Annotated in this window: 10 protein-coding genes; 7 read left to right on the top strand and 3 right to left on the bottom strand. The window is 73.8% G+C overall.

Translation table 11 applies throughout. The annotated features are described in order from the left end of the window. Nucleotides 1–87 precede the first annotated feature (87 nt). Nucleotides 88–5,040, top strand: a complete 4,953-nt coding sequence (locus WME90_RS07780; RefSeq protein ID WP_437280445.1) for a sigma 54-interacting transcriptional regulator — start codon at nt 88–90, stop codon at nt 5,038–5,040. A gap of 59 nt (nt 5,041–5,099) precedes the next feature. Here WME90_RS07780 and WME90_RS07775 read toward each other — a convergent pair whose 3' ends face one another. Beyond that, nucleotides 5,100–6,776: a hypothetical protein gene (locus WME90_RS07775; RefSeq protein WP_437280444.1), complete on the bottom strand. Its 1,677-nt coding sequence runs from the start codon at nt 6,774–6,776 to the stop codon at nt 5,100–5,102. A 57-nt stretch (nt 6,777–6,833) separates the two neighbouring features. Further along, nucleotides 6,834–8,312, bottom strand: coding sequence for a hypothetical protein (locus WME90_RS07770; protein WP_437280443.1), 1,479 nt, complete (start codon nt 8,310–8,312; stop codon nt 6,834–6,836). A 150-nt stretch (nt 8,313–8,462) separates the two neighbouring features. On the opposite strand from WME90_RS07770, the gene WME90_RS07765 reads away from it, so the two are divergent. The 4 genes from WME90_RS07765 (at nt 8,463) to WME90_RS07750 (ending at nt 14,250) form a co-directional block, all read left to right on the top strand. Then, nucleotides 8,463–9,047 carry a hypothetical protein gene (locus WME90_RS07765; protein ID WP_437280442.1) on the top strand — a complete coding sequence of 195 codons (585 nt, stop codon included), beginning with the start codon at nt 8,463–8,465 and terminating at the stop codon, nt 9,045–9,047. Between the two features lie 333 nt (nt 9,048–9,380). Beyond that, nucleotides 9,381–10,442 carry a hypothetical protein gene (locus WME90_RS07760; RefSeq protein ID WP_437280441.1) on the top strand — a complete coding sequence of 354 codons (1,062 nt, stop codon included), beginning with the start codon at nt 9,381–9,383 and terminating at the stop codon, nt 10,440–10,442. Next, entirely contained in the window at nt 10,439–11,809 is a 1,371-nt protein-coding gene (locus tag WME90_RS07755; RefSeq protein WP_437280440.1) for a hypothetical protein, read from the top strand. Before WME90_RS07760 ends, WME90_RS07755 begins: the two co-directional genes overlap by 4 nt. 308 nt (nt 11,810–12,117) lie before the next feature. Further along, a complete protein-coding gene (locus WME90_RS07750) occupies nt 12,118–14,250 on the top strand; it encodes a substrate-binding domain-containing protein (protein ID WP_437280439.1) in 2,133 nt (710 codons plus the stop codon). A 72-nt stretch (nt 14,251–14,322) separates the two neighbouring features. Here WME90_RS07750 and WME90_RS07745 read toward each other — a convergent pair whose 3' ends face one another. Beyond that, nucleotides 14,323–15,297, bottom strand: a complete 975-nt coding sequence (locus WME90_RS07745; RefSeq protein WP_437280438.1) for a LysR substrate-binding domain-containing protein — start codon at nt 15,295–15,297, stop codon at nt 14,323–14,325. Nucleotides 15,298–15,423: 126 nt separating this feature from the next. Here WME90_RS07745 and WME90_RS07740 point away from each other — a divergent pair, with 126 nt between their 5' ends. After that, a complete protein-coding gene (locus WME90_RS07740; protein ID WP_437280437.1) occupies nt 15,424–18,591 on the top strand; it encodes an efflux RND transporter permease subunit in 3,168 nt (1,055 codons plus the stop codon). After that, nucleotides 18,588–19,868 carry an efflux RND transporter periplasmic adaptor subunit gene (locus WME90_RS07735; protein WP_437280436.1) on the top strand — a complete coding sequence of 427 codons (1,281 nt, stop codon included), beginning with the start codon at nt 18,588–18,590 and terminating at the stop codon, nt 19,866–19,868. The genes WME90_RS07740 and WME90_RS07735 overlap by 4 nt, the downstream gene beginning before the upstream one ends. Nucleotides 19,869–20,108: the final 240 nt, after the last annotated feature.

Below are 20,108 nucleotides of genomic sequence, written 5' to 3'. Positions count from 1 at the left end.
CGGCGTTCCGCGGAAATCGTGGCCTGTTGTTGTACCATTATGTACCATATTGTACCGATGGTACACCACGGCATTGCGCCAGGGTCCGTGGTCGACGGCCGTTACGAGGTCGTGCGCGCGCTCGGGCGCGGCGGGCTCGCCTCGGTCTACGAGGCGCGCGACCGGCTCTTCGATCGCGACGTCGCGCTGAAATCGCTGAGCTTCGGCTCCGCGGGCGCGGTCGAGGCGTTCCGGCGGGAGTTCTCGCTGCTCTCGGCCTGCGCTCACCCGCGCCTCCCGCGCGCGTACGATTTCGCGCGGACGACGTCCGGCGGCTCGCGGGGCCAGCCGCTCACGTACGCCACGACGGAGCTCATCCGGGGTCGGACGCTGGCCGAGCACGCGCGGGGGCGCGCCTTCCGCGCGACCCTGCCCGTCCTGCTCGACGCGCTCGACGCGCTCGGGTGGCTCCACGGCGCCGGCATCGTCCACGGCGACTTCAAGCCCGAGAACGTCCTCGTGCGGGACGACGGCGCGGGTGTGCTCATCGACCTCAGCGCGGCGCGGAGGATGCGCGCGGAGGCGGGGGACCTCTCGGGCACGGCGCGGTTCTTCGCGCCAGAGCTGCTCCGGGGGGCCCCGCCGAGCGCGCGCTCGGATCTCTTCGCGGTGGGGCGGACGCTCGAGGCCCTGTTCACGCTCCTCGCCGGGGCGCCGCCCGCCGCCCTGCGCCGCCTCGCCGAGCGGCTCACCGCGGAGGATCCGGCCGGCCGCCCCTCCGGGGTCGAGGAGGTCCTCGAGGCCCTCTCCGCCGGCGGCGCGCCGCGGCGCGCGCCCGCCGTCGTGAGCGAGCCGGGCGAGATCGTCGGCCGGGAGCGCGAGGTCGAGGCGTTCGGCGCGGCGCTCGAGGCGCTGCTCCGGGGCGAGCGCGGGCCGCGCGTGCTGATCCTCACGGGCGAGGAAGGCGCCGGCAAATCGCGGCTGTTCCGCGAGCTCAAGTGGCGCGCGCAGCTCAGCGCGCAGGTCGTCGAGGGCGCGCCCCGCGGCGACGATCCGCTGCGGGCGCTGCTGGTCCGGGCGCTGGGCGGCGCGTCGCTCCCGGCCGGCGTGGACGCGCTGCTCGGGGCGCGCGGCGAGCTCGCGGGGGCGCGCGGGCGCGCGGGCGACGCGGCGCACGGCTCGGGCGAGCCGCGCGGAGCAGACGGATCCCGCGGATCACAAGGGTTGCCCGCTCCGCACCGGCCGCGCGTGCTCGCGATCGACGATGCCCACAGGCTGGGCGCGCACGACCGGGCGCTGCTCGAGGCGCTCGTGCGGTCGGCCGAGCCGACCGACGCCCTCCTCTGGCTGATCGCCTCCGCGGAGCGGCTCGACGTGGGCGGCGGCGCGGTCGTCGAGCTCCCGCTGGGCCCGCTGGGGGAGGACGCGGTCCGGGTGTGGACGGCGCCCCTGGCCACGGCGGCGCGCCCGTCGGAGCTCTTGCGCGCGAGCGGCGGCCGCCCGCGCGCGCTCAAGGAGCTCTGCGCCGCGCTGGCGCAGCGCAGCCTGAGCGAGGCGGAGCTCGACAGGTTCGTCCACACGACGGGCACCCCGGCGCTGTGGCGCCGGCGCGTGGCCGCGCTCGCCCGCGGCGAGGCGCGCGCCCTCGCCGCGCTCGCGGTCGCGGACCCGCTCGGGCCCGAGGCCGCCGCCGCGCTCGGCGTGGGGCGCGCGGCGCTCGACGCGCTCGAGGCCGCGGGGCTCGCGCGGCTCGACGGCGAGGGGTTCCGCCTCGGCCAGCCCGGCCAAGCGAGGGCGCTCCTGCCGTGGCTCGACGCGGGCGTCGTGCGCGAGGTCGCGGCCGCGATGGCGGCCCACCTCGCCGGCGCCGACGAGGCGGCCCTCGCCCCGTCGATCCGCAGCCAGCGCGCGGCGGACCGGGCGAGGGCGCTCGTGCTCGCGGGCGACCACGAGGCGGCGCGGCGGGCGCTCGCCGCGTCCGAGCCGATGCTCGAGTGGGCGCCGCGCGCCTGGGTGCGCGCGGCGGACGCCGCCTGCGAGGTCCTGCCGGCGCCGCGGACGCTCGTGGCCGCGGCGTCCGCGCTCGAGGCGGCCGGCGATCCGCGGCGCGCGCTCTCGCTGCTCGCGCGGGCGAGGCGCGCGGGGCCGCCCGCCGACGTCGGCGCGGAGCTCTCGTACCGGGCGGCGCGCTGCTACGAGAAGCTCGGCAAGGTCGAGCGGGCGCTCTCCCAGCTCGGGCGCGCGCGGGCCCTCTCGCCCGGGCCCTGGGGCGGGCGGCTCGCGAGCCTCTCCGCGCGCTGCCTGCTGCGCCTCGGCCGCTACGACGAGGCCCGGCGCGAGGCGGAGGGCGCGCTCGCGGCGCTCGCGGCGTCCGGATGGCGCGAGGCCGATGGCGCGCTCGCGAACGGCGAGGCGCGCGAGATCGATGGCGCGCTCGCGAGCGGCGAGGCGCGCGAGGCCGCCGCGGAGCTCGCCGAGACGCTGGGCCTCGCGCTCGGGTACCTGAGCGACCAGGCCGGGGCGCTCCGGAGCCTCGCGCGCGCCGTCGCGCTGCGGCCGGCGTCGGGCTCGCCCCGCGCCCGCGCCCGCACGCTCAGCTACCACGCGCTCCACGCCTACCGCGCCGGCGATGCGGCCCTCGCGGCGCGCGGCTTCGAGGAGGCGCTCGACCTGGCCGAGGCCGAGGGCCTCGGCGACCTGCTCGCGACGGCCGCGCTCAACCTGGGGACGGCGAGGCACCAGCTCGGCGACTGGGGCGCGGCGCTGCGCTGCTACGAGCGCGGGCTCCGGGCGGCGATCGCCTTCGCCAAGGAGCGGACCGAGGCGACCCTGCGCTTCAACCTCGCCAAGATCCACGCGGACGTCGGCCTCCTCGAGCGCGCCGAGCTCGCCGTCGCGCGGATGCGAGCGCCCGAGGGCCCGAGGGCCCCCGAGGAGATCGCCGTCGCGGCGCTCGGGCTCGCCGCGGAGATCGCCGCCGCGCGCGGCGCGCTCGGCGAGGCGGCGCGGCTGCTCGAGGAGGCCCGCGCGGGCCACGCGGCGCGCGGCTCGAAGCGCGAGGCGTGCGAGGCGGTGATCCACGCAGCGGAGGTCGCGCTGGCGGCGCGGGACAGGGCCGCGGCGGGCGCGCGGCTGGTCGAGGCGGCGGCGCTGCTGCGGGAGACCGACGCGGCGGACCTCGCGCTGCGCCACGCGACGGCGGGCGCGGAGCTCGCGCTGGCCCGCGGCGACGCGGACGCGGCGCTCGCTTCGGTGCAGCGGGGCGCGGAGCTCGTGGCGAGGGTCGCGCAGCTCGAGCTCCACGCGAAGCACGAGGAGGTGTCGGCCGAGGTGCTCCGCCTCCGGTCGGCGACGGCGCTGGCGGAGCGGCACCGCACGGCCGCGCTCGAGTGCTGGGAGCGCATCGGGAGCACGCTCCCGGCCGAGCTCGCCGAGGTGTTCTGGCGGCACCCCCGGCGGGCCGCGCTCCGCGGCGGGCCCGCGCCGCCGGGGGCCCGCATGGAGCTCGTGCTGAAGCTGCTCGAGGTGAACCGGCGCCTGAGCTCGACGCTCGACGCGGAGGAGGTGCTCCGCCTCGCCATGGACGCGGCCATCGAGCTGACGGGCGCCGAGCGGGGGTTCGTGATCCTGACGTCGCCGGAGGGGCAGGCGAAGGGCAGGCTCGAGGTCGCGGTCGCGCGGAACCTCGATCGCGAGCGCGTCGGCAAGAGCCAGCTCAAGTTCAGCCACGGGATCGCGAAGCGGGTGGTCGAGCGCGGGGAGGCGGTGCTCACGGTCGACGCGCTGGCCGACGCGCGGTTCCACGGGAACGCGTCCGTGCACGGCCTTCGGCTGCGGTCGATCGTGTGCGTGCCGATCCGCGCGCACGGCGCGGTGCTCGGGGCCGTCTACCTCGACAACCGGTTCCAGCGCGGCAAGTTCGCGGAGGGCGACGCGGATCTGCTCGGCGCGTTCGCGGACCAGATCGCGGTCGCGCTGCACAACGGCAGGCTGATGTCCGAGCTCAGGGACCGCACGCGGGCCCTGGAGGAGGAGCAGCGGCGGGTCGCGGAGCTCATGCGCTCGCAGGCCGACGAGATCGAGCGGCTCTCGCACGAGCTCGAGCGGACCCGGGCGGACGCGCGCCGCGACTTCCCGGAGATCGCGGGCAGGAGCGCGCCGATGCGCGCCGTGCTCGCGCTCTGCGAGCGCGTCGCGGAGAGCGACGTGACGGTGACGGTGACCGGCGAGAGCGGCACGGGCAAGGAGCTCGTCGCGCGCGCGATCCACGCGGGCGGGCCGCGGCGGGACGGGCCGTTCGTGGCGGTCAACTGCGCGGCGCTGCCCGAGGCGCTGCTCGAGTCGGAGCTCTTCGGCCACGTGAAGGGCGCGTTCACCGGCGCGGTCCGCGATCACGGCGGGCTGTTCGTCTCGGCGCGGGGCGGGACGCTGTTCCTCGACGAGCTCGGGGAGGTGCCGCTCGGCGTGCAGGCGAAGCTGCTCCGCGCGCTCCAGGAGCGCTCGATCCGCCCGGTGGGGTCGGACCGGAGCGTCTCGGTGGCCGACGCGCGGGTCGTCTGCGCGACGAACCGGGATCTGCGGGAGGAGGTCGCCCGGGGGCGCTTCCGGGAGGATCTCTACTACCGGGTCAGCGTCATCGAGATCCGCTTGCCGCCGCTGCGCGACCGGCCGGACGACATCCCGGCGATCGCGCAGGCGATCGTCGAGAAGCTCGCGGCGCGCCAGGGCCGCCCGGCGTTCCGGCTGTCCCGGGGCGCGCTCCGGCGGCTCTCGTCGTACGGCTGGCCGGGCAACGTGAGGCAGCTCGAGAACGTGCTCGCGCGCGCGTGCGTGCTCTCGCCGGGCCCGGAGATCGGCCCCGCCGACATCCAGCTGCCGGCGGCCGCGCCCGCGCCGCGGGGCCGGTCGCGCGCCGAGTACCAGGGCGCCGAGGAGGAGCGGATCCGCGCCGCGCTCGAGCTCTCCCGCTGGAACGTGTGCGAGGTGTCGAGGAGCCTCGGGATCCCGAGGATGACGCTCTACCGGAAGCTCGCCCGCTACGGGCTCGTGCGGAAGGAGTGAGGGTCAGGCCAGCGTGAGCGGGGCGCCCTCGACCCTCCGCCCCACGCCGAGCGATGGGGCTAATCCCAGACGCGCACGACCATGAGCCCCAGGTTCGACCGCTTCCCCACGGCCACGATGCGGCCGTCGCGCTGGACGGCGACGGCATAGAGGTAGTTCTGGTCCGGATGGTCGTCGAGCACGACGGCGCCGGAGGCGCCGAACCCGGCGTCCATGGTGCCGTCCGGCAGGAGCCGGAGGATCGAGGCCGTGATGCCCGAGGCCCCGGTGCCCCCCGCGACCGCGCCGAGGATCTTGCCATCGGCCTGGAGGGCGACGCCATAGCCCCGCACATAGGGCTTCTCCTCGCCGCTAGCGTTCACCATGCCGGTCCCGCCGAACGTCGTGTCCGCCGAGCCGTCCGCGTTGAAGCGCGCAAACGCATAGTGGTTCACGCCGTCGAGCGCGTATCCCACGAGGACCGGCTTGCCGTCGCTCCCGAGGGCGAGGTCGTTGTCGTTGTAGGGCGTCTGCGAGAGGTAGGCGATGCCGCCCGCTCCGAAGCCGGGATCGGGCACCCCATCGCGATCGAGCCGCACCGCGAGGAAGGTGGGGCCCGCGTCCCGCTCGGTCCCTCCGGCGACGATGTGGTCGTCCTCGCCGAGCGCGACGGAGTGCAGCGGCCGCTCGTCCAACGAGAAGAGGCCCGAGCCGCCGAAGGCGCGATCGAGGTCGCCCGCGGAGGAGAACCGCACGACGATGCCGCGGGTGCCCGGCTTCCCGGTGCCAGCGGCGATGATCCCGCCGCCGCTCTGGATGGCGACGCCGTAGCCCGCCGAGCCGCTGATCGAGGCCGGATCGAGCCTCGCGACGCCGCTCGCCCCGAAGGCCTGATCGATCCCGCCGTTCGGGTTGAACCGGACGACCGCGAGTTGTTCGTTCCGCGTCCCCACCGCCAGGATGCGGCCGTCCGGCTGGAGGGCCAGCGACTCGACCGATCCCGCCTGACCGACGACGAGGCCCCCTGCGCCGAACTCCGGATCGAGCGCGCCGCTCGGCAGGAAGCGCGCGATCCCCCAGGTATCTCCGTCGACGCCGGCGACGAGGATCCTGCCGTCCTCCTGGACGACGATGGCGCGCGCCTCGTGGGGCGTGCCGCTGGTCGCGATCCCATCGCCATCGAACGACTGATCGAGCGTCCCCGGCGGGTCGGCGACGAGCAGCGAGATCGGCAGCACCCGGTCCTCCAGCGCGGGCGCGCTGGCCACGAGCGAGGGGGCTGCGCCGCCGACCGCCGCGAGCGGCGCCGCGGTCAGCGTGAGCACGCCGGTGGCCTCGTCGCCCGGGACCACGACCGGGGTCGCCGAGACGCCGCTCGGCAGGCCCGACAGCGAGAGCTCGACGTCGCCCGCGAAGCCGTCCGAGCGGGTGACGGCGACCGTGAGCGCCGCCGAGCCGCCGCGCACCACGCGCGCCGCCGCCGGGTCGAGCGCGATCGAGAAGCCCGCCTGGGGCGCCCCTCCCCCGCTGCCTTGCGCGGACGCGTCGCCGCCGCCGCCTCCGCCCGACGCGGCGGCGCCGTCGTCGCCGCCGTCACCGCCAGCGCCGTCGCGCGAGACGTCGTGAATGCCGAGGATGCCCTGGCAGCCGAGCGCGAGGCAGGCCGCGGCCGCCCCGGCGAGGCAGGCCGCGCGCGCGAGCCGGACACCGCGGGCTGATCGTATCCTCTGCGCGAGCGGCGCGAGCGGGAGGATCATGACTGCAGGCTACCACGTCGGCCCCCCGACGGACGCAGCGCCACGACGGCGCCGGGGTCACGCGCTCGGAGACGAGGCGCTCTCCACCTGCTGCGCGAGCTCGTTCCAGTCGGGGTACGCAAACCGATACGGCTCGACGGAGAGGCCCTTCAGGAACCGGAGAACCGACCGCGCCACTACGTCCACCCCGTGGCGCGGCGCCATCGGGTGAGAGCGCCATGCACGGAACCGCTCGACCACCTCCCGAGGCTCGAAGGGAAGACACCGCGAGTTCGGGCTTGGATCGGGATCCGGATAGGAGCTCAGCGTCTCGATCTCCTGCCGCAGGAGGTCGAGCGCCCCGCGCGGATCGGCCTGCTCCAGGAGGCGCGCGACCTCCCGGTACGGGGTGTGGTGCGACGGGCTCAGCCGCAGCGCCCTCTCGTAGTAGAACCGCGCCCGATCCGGATTGCCCAGCCGATCGCGGTACAGGTTCCCGAGCCTGCCGTACGCCTCGACCGTCCCTGGATAGAACCGCTTTGTATCGTAGTAGTCCGGGTGGCAGGCGTACGAGTTCCTCGGGGAGAAATCGGGCTCGAGCTCGGCGAAGCGCGCGTAGTGCTGCGCGGCCTGCTCATGAGCGCCCCGGCGCTCGTAGAGCTCTCCCAGGTAGAAATGATTGACCGTGTAGAGGCGCGGATCGTGGTAGGCCCGCGAGACGTTGTCCAGATACCGCTCCTTCAGGGGCGCGCGCGGCATGACGGGCGCCGCTCCGCCCCGCCCCCTCGTCACGAGCGTCTCCGCCAGGTGGAGGGAGCGGAGGAGATGGCGCTCCGCCTGATCCCATCCGTGATAATGCCATAGGAACTGGCTGCTGATGATATAGGCCCCCAGCGGGTGGATGCTGTCCCCGTCCATGAACGGATCCGAGTGTTCATAGGGGGCCTCGGACTGGAACGAAGGCGCGATCTCGTCCCACCAGCGCTCGAGCTTCTGCAGCGACGCGAGCGCGCGCTCCAGCGACATGTTCAGGCTCCGCTCGGAGTACCAATGGTAGATATCGTACGGCATGCGCAGGAAGTCGACGGCTTGCTCGAGCGACGTGAGCTCCTCGCCGGACAGCGCTCGCCGCCTGGTCACGTCGTACTCGACGCGAGCGAGCCCCGGGTGCGCCCACCGGATCCGCTCCTCTTCCTCGTCCCGGAGCTCGGTCTGCAGAAGGTCGATCACGACGTCGATGTTCTCTCGGTTCGACTCGTCGTCCTCGGCCTCTCGGGCCGCCTGCAGGACCTTAATGAACCGGGCCCAGCAAGCTCTGGTCTCGTACACACACCAGGCCGCATGAAACCTGACCAGCGAACACGGAGACCGCAGCGCGCGCTCGTAGAGCGACGCGATCCGGTCGTCGAGCGCGGCTTCGTGGCGCGACGCCTCCGCGAGGAACACGAGCGGGTCCGCCGTTCGGGCCAGCTCGCGGTCAGCCAGATCGATCAGCTCGTCGCGGGTATACTGTGAGAGCGCCTCCCGGCCGAGCCGCGTGACCGCATCCTGAGCCATGAGCCATGGATTCAACCACAGAGGACACGGCGGACACAGGCGCTTCCCCCGTCCGCCATGCCCGGGCGCCCGCCAATCCCGGACGGCGCACCCCGCCTCGAGCACCAGGAACAACTGTACATCCGTTCAATGATCTGCTAGCCGACGGGCATGCGCTCCCGCAAGGCCGCCGCCGTCGTCGTCGAAGAGCTGCCGCCCGCCGAGGAACCCATCGACGCGATCCCGCCGGACGACGCCGCGGCGGACGAGCCGAGCTCCGCCGTCCGGGAGCCGCTCGCGCTCGAGCGGATCTGCATCGACTGCGGCAGCAGCGGCGCCGCCCACGACGGCTGCGCGCACCGCGAGCGCGCTCGCTTCCATGCGCCCCCGCGGGCGGCGCTCGAGCTGGTCGCGCGCCTGCGCCGGGCCGCCGCCGAGCACCGCGCCGCCGCCCGCGCCCTCCGCTCCCTTGTCACCGCCGAGCACGCGCGCGGTCGCGCCGAGATCGAGCGGGCCGATCCGGTCGAGCCATCGCAGCCCGAGGCGGCGCCGGAGCCGCCCCGGCCCGCCGCAGCGCCGGCGCCCGAGGAGCCGACGCCGGCCGCCTGCCCGCGCTGCGCCGAGCGGGCCGAGGTCGAGCCGGCCGATGCGGGGACGCCAGCGCGCCGGCCGAAGCGCAAGGGGCGGGTGGCCCTCGAGCAGCAGGCGCTCCCCTTTTCGAGCGATTCCGAGCAGCGCTCGCCGCACGGGGCGTGAGCCTCGGCCGAGGCGCTGCGGAAGGAATCGGGGCGACGGGATCGGCGTTACGCTGCGCCGATGTCGCCGAGCCCACCCCGAGCCTCCCGGCTGCGCGCCGGAGGCGGCGCCCTGGGCGCCGCGCTGCTATGGCAACTCGCCTGCACGGGTGGCGCTCCGCCGACGAGCGGCGCTCCACCCATCACCGGAAGCGGAGCGCGCCGGTCGCTCGCGCCGACACCGCAGGAAGGCCCAGCACCGCCGCGCCCATTGCCCGCAGAGCGCCAGGGGACGCCTTCACCGCAGCCAGGGCCATCCCCGGGCGAGGCGCCGCCTCCGCCCGATGTGGCAGCCGTGGTGCAGGCGCTCGCCGCGCTCGACACAAGCGCTGGAGGCATCGGGCTGAGCGCGCCCCCGGCGGGAGCCCCCGCGCTGCTCCGCGCCTTGAAGGCCGAGCTCCGGGGCGTCGTCGGGCGCGCGCTCGATGCGGCCCCGGGCGCGCCGGCCGCCGCACGCTCGAGCGCGATGGCGGAGCTGGAGCGGCTCGGCGTCCGCCCCGCCGGCGAGGAAGGGCGGTGGGGCAGCCTGATCGACCTCCGCATCGAGCAGCCCGCGGCGCACCCCGAGCTCCGGGTCGCGCTCGTCACGCTCGCGGTCCCGTGCGGCGAGGACGCGTCTCTCTACGTCTTCGAGCGGGGCCCGGCGGGCTTTCGCCTCGCGCTCGCCCACGAGAGCGATCTGTCCGAGCGGACGTCGGAGGGAAACCAGCTGTCTTACGGCTTCCTGCCAGGCCGACCGAAGGGGCGCTGGGCGCTGGCCGTCTCGAGCGCGGAGTCGTCCTGTGTCTCGCTCTGGAGGACGCTGACCACGAGGGTGCTGCTGGAGGGAACAGACCCGCTGCGCCCGCGTGCGGCCTTTGCGAGCAGCCTCCGATTCCACATGCCGGCGGGCTATACGCTGGCTGTGTCGGCCAAGGGCTTCACGCTGCGCTGGACAGGCGACCCGAGCTTCCTCCCCTGGTACCCGCGCTGGGACGCCCTCGCCGCACACTACGCGGTCGAAGGCGACAGCGCGCGTCGAGCGCCGCCCCTCGCCCCTGACGCAGAGTCGTTCGCGCTCGCCTGGCTCGGGCTCGAGTGGGAAGACGCCGAGCGATGGCTCTGTCGAGGGGTGTCGCCGTACGCAGGCGAGCGCTGGCACCGGGAGCTGCGCGCAGCGCTGCCAGGGCTCGGGGCGAGCCCGCAGCTCGACGCGTGCACGGGCCCTGACGGCAAGGAGCGCAAGCAGTGCGAGGACCTGGAGCTGATGCTGACACGCCCTGGACTCCCCCGGACAATCGCAACCACCCATGTCCTCCTGGCACGGCGGGGCGCGGACCGCTGTGTCGAGAGCGTGGCGTCGAGGGCGCAGCGATGAGCGATCCCGGCAGCGCCTCGGCCGACGGCGCGGCGCGCGCGGGAGCGTCCGCGCGGCCGTCGAGGCGGGGCCTCGGCCGCCTGGCCTCCTCTTGCGTGGCTTGCCTGCCGCTCGCGCTCACGGCGTGCGCGGCGCCCGCGCCCGCGGCGAGACCGCCGGTGGCGGCGCGGCCGGCGGCGCCGCCCTTGAAGCAGAGCGCGCCCCCAGCCCCTCCCGCAGACGACGCCACGGATCTCGTGAGAGACGCGCTCGCGCCGTTCTTCGCCGCACCGCGATCGGGCGCGATCGGCGATCAGGACCTGTGGCTGACGCCGCGGGTGAGCGTGGAGGCGCTGCCGGCAGACTGCTGGGAGCTGACGCCCGAGCCAGACGCAGCCGGGCTGGCGATCGTCGCGCTGCACCGGCGAGAGCGCGGCCCCATCCATTGCGCTCCGTTCGGCGAGCGCGGCGCGCCGCTCGCCACGTTCGCCCTCGACCGGCGCGCTGGCACGGTGCGCTGGTGGGACAGGGCCGTTCCCCGGCCGATGCGCGAGTTCTTCGCCGCACGCGAGGAGTCGCCGAGAGCAGCCGTCTCCGCGCTGGAGGAGCGCTTCATCGACGACGCCATCGACTGGGGAGGTGCCGTCGAGCTGCGCGTCGACGGCGAGACGGCCACGCACCTCCACGTGTCCGTGCTCTCGTCCGATGGCCGTAAACGGCTCGCGCGCTTCCGCGTCGACGGGCGCACGCACGAGCCCTCATGGGACGACGACGGCGAGGTCCGCGAGTACGGGGCGTTCCAGGCGAGCTGGTACAGGGACCATCACCCGGCGGTCACCGCGCTCCGCCAGGTGCTCGAGTGGAAATGGGGCGGCGTCGACGCGCTCGCGCTGGAGGCCCCCCACGGCCACGTCTTCGATCTCATCGCGCGAGCCGACGAGACATGCTCCCGGGCGAGCACCCTGTGCGCCACGGAGCGATTCCGCGTCGATATGCGGCGCGGCGCGGCGATGTGGCACGACGGCAAGTCCTACGTACCCATCGAGCGCTTTCTCCAGGACCTCGAGCAGAAGGCGCAGAGAGCCGTCCTCCTGGCCAGGGCCTGGGCGCTGAAGCAACGAGGGCCCGCCGGTGCTTCCTGTATCGCCTTCCGGCCCGAGAGCGTCGACAGGGCGAGCGCGCACGTCCGGATGCACATCGCCCCGCCGTGCAACACCTCCCCGATGCTGATGACGCTCGCCTGGTACTTCGTGGATCTGCGCACAGGCGAGGTCTGCTCGTTCGAGGACGAGAAGTGCGCGCCGGAGGCCGGAACCGGAACCGGAACCGGAACCGGAACCGGAACCGGAACCGGAACCGGAACCGGAACCGTAAAGGAGAGGCCATGACATCGCCCAGCCGGGCTCCGGCCCTGTGAGGGCGCCTGCCGAGGTGCCCTCACCGCCCGACGAACGGTGCTGACAAGCGAAGCCATCCGTCCGATACTCGCGCCGCTTGCCGCACAGCACCGCTATCAGCAAACGACCGGGGACCGGACGTGAGGGCGCGGTAACGCGGGAGACGACGAGGGCGCGCTCCCGCCGCGAGCGCGCCGCGTGGCGGCATGGCCGCACGTGGGCCCCGTGCTACCCATCTCCGCTTGTGATCGCGGCACGACGGAACGCTGGAGCTGAGGACCACCGAGGATGCTGCCACCATGTCGCTCGATAGAGCCATCGGCATCATGTGCCCCGACATCTGGGGTAGATATGTCTGCGAGCTTCTCGGCGGTATCCAGTCGGCCGCACGACGCGCCGGATATCGGGTGCTCGCCATCAGGGCCTCCCCGCGAGACGTGTACAGGCTGCGGCTCGCGCGAGACCAGGTCGACGGGTGGATCGCGCTCATCGACGCGACGGAACTCGAGCCCTTCCTCGACGACGGACGGCCGGTCGTGACCCTCAGCGCGCGCGCGAACGACGACGCGCGCTGCCCCTACGTCCTGCCCGACAACCACGGTGGCGCCCTCTCGGCCATACGCCACCTGATCGAGCACGGCCACAAGCAGATCGTCTTCGCGGGTCACATGGCGCACGAGGACATCCGGCAGCGCTTCCAGGCCTACCGGGACGCGCTCGACGAGCGCGGCATCCCGTTCGATCCCAGCCTCGTCTTCGATCTCCCGAACAACGAGAGGGTGAGCGGGCGGCTCGCCGTGCAACGCCTCCTGGAAGGGGACATCTCCTGCACCGCGATGTTCATGGCGGCCGATCAGGTGGCGCTCGGGGCCCTCGACGCGTTCGCCGAGGCGGGCATCCGCGTCCCCGAGGACCTCGCGCTCGTCGGGTTCGACGACATCGAGGCGGCCCGGTACGCCTCGCCGCCGCTGACGACGGTCCGCCAGCGGTTCGACTGGCTCGGCAGCAAGGCCGCAGAGCTGCTCCTCGACCTCCTCGCCCGACGGGAGCTCCCCTGCGCGGGGCACATCGCGCCGACGACCCTCGTCCTGCGCCGCTCCTGCGGCTGCTCGCCCGCCGCCCCGGCGCAGCGCGACGCGCCCCTCTCCGCCCGCAGCGCCGCTGCGCCGGCCCACGCGCTCGCTCGGGAGCTCGCCGCGCTCGCGACCTCCCAGGCGGCCCTCGAGCCGAGCCCGCCGCCGGAGGTGGCCTGGTCCGGGGTGATGGATGTGGTCCTCGGGCTCGAGGCGGCCGCCCATGGCAGGCCCGGCCCCGCCGCCGCCTCGCTGGAGAGGGCCTGGCGAGAGGCCGCGGAGCAGATGCCCGACATCGACCGGCTCCTCGAGATGGTCGACCGGCTGGAGCGAGCGGGCCAGACGATCCTCCGCGGCGCCGGGGACGCCGCAGCCGAGCGGCGCGTCGCGGCGTACATCCGGGCGGCCCGGCGCGCCATGATGGAGGGTCGGGTGGCGATCGAGGCAGCCCGCGCCGAGTACCTGAACGGCCTGCTCGACATCAACCTCGTCATCCGGGAGACGCTCCTGACCGACGCGGGCGGCGGCGGGAGCAAGCTGAGCTGGCTCTCCGCGGTGCAGATGAGCTGGGGCTGCCTCGCCGCGTGGGAAGCGCCCGGGGACACAGGCCCCCTGCTGCGGATCGTCGAGAGCTGCTCCCCCGACGCGGCGGCCGCCTCGCCGGAGGCGGGCGCGCGCGTCGCGCCCGAGGCGTTCCCGCGCGGCGATTGGTTACCTGCCGGCGCCCGGCGCGACGACCACGTCCTCCGGCTCATCCCGCTCCGCAGCGAGGGCGAGGAGCGCGGCGTCCTGGCCGTCTGCGCCCCTGTGAGCAGCCCGCTCGGGCTGGATCACCGGGACATGGAGATGTGGGTGGCGATGCTCACCGCGGCGTTCGAGCGCGCGTCGCTGATCGAGTCGCTGATCGAGCAGGAGCAGCAGGCGCGCGCCGCCTACGAGCGCGAGCGCGCCCTCGCCGACGCCGTGCGCCGGCTCGGGTGCCCGGTCATCCCGCTCGAGCAGGGCGTGCTGCTCGTGCCGCTCGTCGGCGCCATCGACGTGGAGCGCGCGCACCACGTGCTCGAGGTGGTGCTCGCGGAGCTCAGCCAGAAGGAAGCCGAGGTGCTGCTGATGGATATCACCGGCGTGCCCTCCGCCGACATGCAGGTCGCGGCGTCGCTGATGAAGACGACGCGCGCCGCCCTCCTGCTCGGCGCCGAGGTCATCGTCGTCGGGATGCGGCCGCAGGTCGCGCACGGGTTCACCCGCCTCGGCGTCGACCTCCAGGGGATGACGCTCCACCAGACCCTCGGCAGCGCGCTCTCGGCGCTGCGCCGCAAGCGGCAGCCGCTCGACGCGCCGCGGAGCCCCCGCGCCTGAGCCGCGGCCCGCGGGGCCGGCGCGCACCAGGCCGCCCCGCTGCACCGCGGCGCGCGCCGCGCGACGGCTCCGCTATTCCGCTGCGTCTCGCCCCGCCGCGGCGGCCCCGCGGGCCCGGCGGCCGCGCTCGCCTTCGCCCGGCGCGCTCCGCGCAGCGCGCGGCTTGCCCTTGTTGACGCCGACCCGACGCACGAACGACAGGAACTGCCCGAGCGTCGGCGAGGCGTCGTCGGCGCGCCACGCGACGAGGAGGTCCGTCGACGGCGCGCCCACGATCGGCCGCAGCGCGAGCCCCTTGCGCCCGACATTCTTGATGGATTCCGGCAGGATAGAGACGCCGAAGCCCGCCGCCACGAGGCTCAGGATGTCGAGGTGCAGCGCCTCCTGCGCGATGCGCGGGGAGAAGCCCGCCTCGCGGCAGAGCCCCATCACCAGGTCGAAGAAGGCCGACCCGCGCTGGCGCGGGAACACGACGAACGGCTCGCGCGACAGGAGCTCGAGCGGGATGCGCTTCCGCGCGGCGAGCGGGTGGTCGGCCGGCAGGGCGACGAGGAGCGGCTCGCGCCGGACGCACTCGGACGCGAGCCGGGCGTCGTGCAGCGGCGCCCTCACGAAGCCGACGTCGATGCGCCCGTCCTTGAGCGCCTCGATCTGCTCCTGCGGCGGCATCTCGCGCAGCGCGAGCTCCACCGCGGGCAGCTCCCCGCGAAAGGTGCGGACAAGCTCGGTGATGCCGCTGTAGGCGAGCGACGAGAGGTACCCGACCACGAGGCGCCCCGTCTCGCCCACGCTCGCGCGCCGGGCCTCGTGCACCGCGAGATCGAGCGCGTCGAAGACCCGCCGGACGTGGGCGAGGAGGACCGCCCCCGCGGGCGTCAGCTCCACGCGCCGCCGCGAGCGATCGAAGAGCGAGAAGCCGAGCTCGGACTCGAGATCCTGGATCTGCCGGCTCAGCGGCGGCTGGGCGATGCCGAGCCGCTGCGCCGCGCGGCCGAAGTGCCGCTCCTCGGCGACGGCCGTGAAGTACCGGAGGTGACGCAGATCCATACCTTGAAGGTATCGTGTGATACGAAAGAATAGATTGGACGAACGTCAAGGGCACCCTAAATGCGGAGCCTGCCCTCGGGCGCCGCCCCTGGCCGGGGTGCTCCAGAGGGGGACGGGAATTGGCCCATGTGGCTCGTCCGGATCGCGCTTCAACGCACGTACACGTTCATCGTGATGTCGATGCTGATCGTCATCCTGGGCGTGTTCACCGTCGCCCGGATGCCGACGGACATCTTCCCGGACATCGACATCCCGGTCCTGTCCGTCATTTTCAACTACGGCGGCCTCCCTCCCGAGGAGATGGAGAAGCGCATCGTCAACAACTACGAGCGCTTCCTCACCACGACCGTCAACGACATCGATCACATCGAGAGCCAGTCGCTCACCGGCATCGCGATCATCAAGATCTTCCTTCAGCCCGGCGCCAGCATCGAGGCCGCCACCGCGCAGGTCACGGCGATCTCGCAGACCGCCATCCGCCAGATGCCGCAAGGCATCAGCCCGCCGCTCATCATCCGTTACAGCGCCTCGAACGTGCCGATCCTCCAGGCCGCGCTGGAGAGCGAGTCGCTGAGCGAGCAGCAGCTCTTCGACTACGCGGTCAACTTCATCCGCGCCGACATCGCGACGATCCGGGGCACGCAGATCCCGTACCCTTACGGCGGCAAGCAGCGCCAGATCATGGTCGACATCGACCCGCAGCGCCTCTTCGCCTGGGGGCTGTCGCCGCGCGACGTGAACGCCGCGCTCGGGCTGCAGAACGTCATCCTGCCCTCCGGCACGGCGAAGATGGGGGAGAACGAGTACCCCGTCATCCTGAACAGCAGCCCCGCGGCCTTCGAGGAGCTCGGCAAGCTGCCGCTCAAGACCGTCAACGGCAGGACCATTACCCTCCGCGACGTCGCCAGCGTGCGCGACGGCAACGCGCCGCAGACGAACATGGTGCACGTCGAGGGCAAGCGCAGCGTGCTCCTGAGCATCCTCAAGAACGGGAGCGCGAGCACGCTCGACGTCGCCTCGCGCATCCACGCCATGCTGCCGGCCACGCTGGAGAAGCTCCCGAAGGAGCTCAAGGTCTCGCTGCTCTTCGATCAGTCGGTGTTCGTCCGCGCCGCGGTCTCCGGCGTCGTGCACGAGGCGCTGATCGCCGCGGGCCTCACGGCGCTCATGATCGTGCTGTTCCTCGGGAGCTGGCGCAGCACGCTCATCGTCGTCACCAGCATCCCGCTCTCGATCCTCGTCTCGATCATCGCCCTGAACGCCCTCGGCCACACGCTCAACGTGATGACGCTCGGCGGGATGGCGCTCGCGGTCGGCATCCTCGTCGACGACGCGACCGTGGCCATCGAGAACATCCACAGGAACCTCGGGCAGCGGAAGCCGTTCGTCCGCGCCATCGTCGACGGGGCGCAGGAGATCGCCGTCCCGGCGCTCGTCTCCACGCTCTGCATCTGCATCGTCTTCGTGCCGGTCGCCTTCATCACCGGCGCCGCGCGGTCGCTCTTCGTGCCGATGGCCATGGCGGTCGTCTTCGCCATGCTCACGTCGTACTTCCTGTCGCGGACGCTCGTCCCGACCCTCGTGCGCCTGCTCCTCGAGCGCGAGGCGGCGGAGCACGCCCACGGCCATGCCGCTCCGGCGAGCCTCTTCGGGCGCGTCTTCGCGTCGTTCAACCGCGCCTTCGACCGGCTGCGGGCGGCGTACGGCGGGTGGCTCGCGTGGGCGCTCGCGCACCGCGCCCTGTTCGTCGGAGCTTTCCTTGCGCTCGTCGCCGCCTCGGTCGCGCTGATCCCGCTCCTCGGCCGCGACTTCTTCCCGACCGTCGACGCGGGGCTCATCAAGCTCCACGTGCGCGGCCCGCCGGGCACGCGCCTCGAGGAGAGCGAGCGGCACTTCGCCCGGATCGAGGAGACCATCCGCGGGGTGATCCCGCCGGGCGAGATCCGCACGATGCTCGACAGCATCGGGATCCCGGCGAGCGGCATCAACCTGTCGCTCAGCGAGGGCGCCCAGATCTCGTCGGCCGACGGCCAGATCTTCATCGCGCTCGCCGAGCACCACCGCCCGACCGCCGACCATGTCCGGCTGCTCCGCGCGAAGCTCAACGCGGCGTACCCCGACACGACGTTCTTCTTCCTCGCCCCCGACATCTCGACGCAGGTGCTGAACTTCGGCCTCGCGGCGCCCATCAACGTCCAGGTCGTCGGCCCGATCGGCAAGGAGGACGAGACCTACGCCGTCGCGCTGAAGATCGCCGATCGCATGGAGAGGATCCCCGGCGCGGTGGACGTCCACCTCGCGCAGGTGCCGGCGAGGCCGCAGCTCCGCATCGACGTCGACCGCACCATGGCCGACCAGATGGGGCTCAGCCAGCGCGACGTGGCGAGCGACGTGCTTGTCTCGCTCTCGTCGAGCGGGCAGACGTCGCCGACCTACTGGCTGGACAAGCGCGGCGTGCAGTACCTCGTCGCCGTGCAGACGCCCCAGTACGCGATGGGGTCCATCGACGACGTGAACGCCACGCCGCTGTCGACCGGCGACGGCCGCCCCCAGCTCCTGTCCAACGTCGCGTCGATGTCGCGCACGACCGGGCCGGCGAACATCACCCATTACAACGTCGCGAGGACGTTCGACGTCCAGGCGAACGTTGACGGCGCCGATCTCGGCTCGGTCGCGGGCGCCGTCTCGCGCGTGGTCGACGAGCTCAGGCCCGAGCTGCCGCGCGGGACGAAGGTGACCATCAAGGGGCAGGCCGAGAGCATGGACACCTCGTTCACGGGGCTCGGCTACGGGCTCCTCTTCGCGGTCGTGCTCGTCTACCTGCTGATGGTCGTGAACTTCCAGTCGTGGCTCGACCCGCTCATCATCCTGATGGCGCTCCCGGGCGCGGTCGCGGGCATCGCGTGGGTGCTCTTCGTGACGCACACGACGCTGAGCGTGCCCGCGCTCATGGGATCGATCATGTGCGTCGGCGTCGCCACGGCGAACAGCATCCTCGTCGTGACGTTCGCGAACGACCAGCGCAAGCTGGGCCGCGACGCGGGCACCGCGGCCCTCGCCGCGGGCATGACGCGCCTCAGGCCGGTGCTCATGACCGCGCTCGCGATGATCTTCGGCATGCTGCCCATGTCGCTCGGCCTGGGCGAGGGCGGCGAGCAGAACGCCCCGCTGGGGCGCGCGGTCATCGGCGGCCTGCTCGTCGCGACGCTGAGCACGCTCTTCTTCGTGCCCGTGATGTACAGCCTGCTCCGGAACAAGGCCCCGGCCAGAGACCCGCTCGCAGAGGACCTATGAGCTCCACCGCCCCTCGCTCCCCTGCCTCCCCTGCCCCTTCTTCCCCTCCTCCGTCTACGGGTGCGGGCCGCCCGGCCAACGATCTCGGGTTCGATCTGCCGCCGCCCGCCGTGCTGACGAGGACCCGCGGCCTCGCCCTCGGCGTGGGCCTCGTCGTCGCGCTCGGGGCGGCGTTCGCCACGGCCTACCTGCCCCGCCGGAACGCCCGCGCCGCGCTCGAGCAGGGCGTGCGGGCCGCCGAGGGCGCGGCCCCGCGCGTGGGGGTCGTCGCGCCGCAGCCGGTGTCGAGCGACCGGGCGCTCGTCCTGCCGGGGAGCATCCAGCCCCTCGAGGAGACGGTCGTCTACCCGCGCGTGAGCGGCTACGTGCGGAAGTGGACGGCGGACATCGGCGACAAGGTGGCGGAGGGGCAGATCCTCGCCGAGATCGACACGCCCGAGCTCGATCAGGAGCTCGCGCAGGCCCGCGCGCAGCTCGTGCAGGCGAGCGCCGGCCTGGTGCAGGCCGAGGCCAACCGCGACCTGTCGAGGTCGAGCGTGAAGCGCTACGAGCAGCTCGTCCCCGCGGGCGTGGCGCCGCAGGAGGAGCTCGAGCAGCGGCAGGGGCAGGCGCACGTCGCCGAGGCGAGCGTCACCGTGGCGCGGGCGGCGATCGCCGCGCAGCAGGCGAACGTCCAGCGCATCCTGGACCAGAAGAAGTTCGCGAAGGTCGCCGCGCCGTTCGCGGGGACGGTCACCGCGCGCGCGATCGAGCGCGGGGCGCTGGTCACGGCCGGCAACGGGACGCCGCTCTTCACCATCTCGGCGACCGACCCCGCGCGCGTCTTCGTGGGCGTCCCGCAGGACGTCGCGCCCAGCGTGCGCGTCGACGCGCCCGCGAAGGTCACGGTGCGCGAGTTCGCGGGGCAGCCGTTCCAGGGCACGATCGCGCGCACGGCCGGCGCGCTCGACGCGGCGACGCGGACGATGAACACCGAGGTGCGGGTGCCGAACCCCGACGGGCGCCTGCTCGCGGGCATGTACGCCGAGGTCGCGCTGACCTTGCCCACGCCGCACCGCGTGCTCGAGATCCCGGCGACGGCGCTCTACAACGACGCCAAGGGGCTGCGCGTGGCCGTCGTCGACGCCGGGGGCAAGCTCCGCTTCGCGCCGATCACCGTCGAGCGCGACACGGGCGCGACGATCCATGTGTCGACCGGGCTCGACGGGAGCGAGCGGATCGTGAAGCTCGCGAGCGCGGAGCTGAATGAGGGGATGGCGGTCGAGGTCATTCCGTGACGGGCCGCCGAGCGGCGTTCGACGGGCTCACGTCGGATGTCACGGTGTCACGGTGTCACGATGTCACGATGTCACGATGTTACGCCTCCGCGGGCGTGCCTTCGTGCGGCGCTGCAGCGCGCTGAGCCTCTCCCCTCCCCCCCGTGACCGGCGCGGGCGTCGCAAGCTCGCAAGTCCTTGAACCACAAAGCATTTCCGCGCCCCGAGGCGGCGCCGCGACCGTGGACTAGGGGCGCCCGG

It is taken from the genome of Sorangium sp. So ce375 (assembly GCF_051473855.1).
Taxonomy (GTDB): Bacteria; Myxococcota_A; Polyangia; order Polyangiales; family Polyangiaceae; genus Sorangium.
This window is presented reverse-complemented; position numbering and strand designations above follow the sequence as displayed.

Coding starts and splice junctions, on each gene's coding strand:
- WME90_RS07775 (WP_437280444.1), bottom strand. CDS start 6,776: ATGATCCTCCCGCTCGCGCCGCTCGCGCAGAGGATACGATCAGCCCGC.
- WME90_RS07770 (WP_437280443.1), bottom strand. CDS start 8,312: ATGGCTCAGGATGCGGTCACGCGGCTCGGCCGGGAGGCGCTCTCACAG.
- WME90_RS07765 (WP_437280442.1), top strand. CDS start 8,463: ATGCGCTCCCGCAAGGCCGCCGCCGTCGTCGTCGAAGAGCTGCCGCCC.
- WME90_RS07755 (WP_437280440.1), top strand. CDS start 10,439: ATGAGCGATCCCGGCAGCGCCTCGGCCGACGGCGCGGCGCGCGCGGGA.
- WME90_RS07750 (WP_437280439.1), top strand. CDS start 12,118: ATGTCGCTCGATAGAGCCATCGGCATCATGTGCCCCGACATCTGGGGT.
- WME90_RS07745 (WP_437280438.1), bottom strand. CDS start 15,297: ATGGATCTGCGTCACCTCCGGTACTTCACGGCCGTCGCCGAGGAGCGG.
- WME90_RS07740 (WP_437280437.1), top strand. CDS start 15,424: ATGTGGCTCGTCCGGATCGCGCTTCAACGCACGTACACGTTCATCGTG.
- WME90_RS07735 (WP_437280436.1), top strand. CDS start 18,588: ATGAGCTCCACCGCCCCTCGCTCCCCTGCCTCCCCTGCCCCTTCTTCC.